The sequence below is a fragment of the Anaerobacillus alkaliphilus genome (assembly GCF_004116265.1).
GTDB lineage: Bacteria > Bacillota > Bacilli > Bacillales > Anaerobacillaceae > Anaerobacillus > Anaerobacillus alkaliphilus.
In genome coordinates this window covers 1-258 of the sequence record NZ_QOUX01000013.1, presented here as the reverse complement: position 1 = coordinate 258, position 258 = coordinate 1, and the positions used below count along the sequence as shown (strand labels likewise).

1 rRNA gene is annotated in these 258 nt (G+C 46.5%); it reads left to right on the top strand.

Annotation, left to right across the window (positions count from 1 at the left end):
- Positions 1-139: 139 nt before the first annotated feature.
- Positions 140-258 (top strand): 23S ribosomal RNA (locus DS745_RS04320); the annotation flags it as partial.

Genomic DNA, 258 nt, shown 5'->3' with positions numbered 1-258 from the left:
AAATCTAGGTAATTTTTCGAAAGAAGCAAGAAGATCGAGGAGCCGAGTGAGTCAATCACCGCAGTGTACATTAACGTACATGAGGATGATTGAGGAATGAAGGCGACGAAGATATTCGCCGCTTATTGCGAAAAATTTAGGTTAAGTTAGAAAGGGCGCACGGTGGATGCCTTGGCACTAGGAGCCGAAGAAGGACGTGACGAACAACGATATGCCTCGGGGAGCTGTAAGTAAGCTTTGATCCGGGGATTTCCGAAT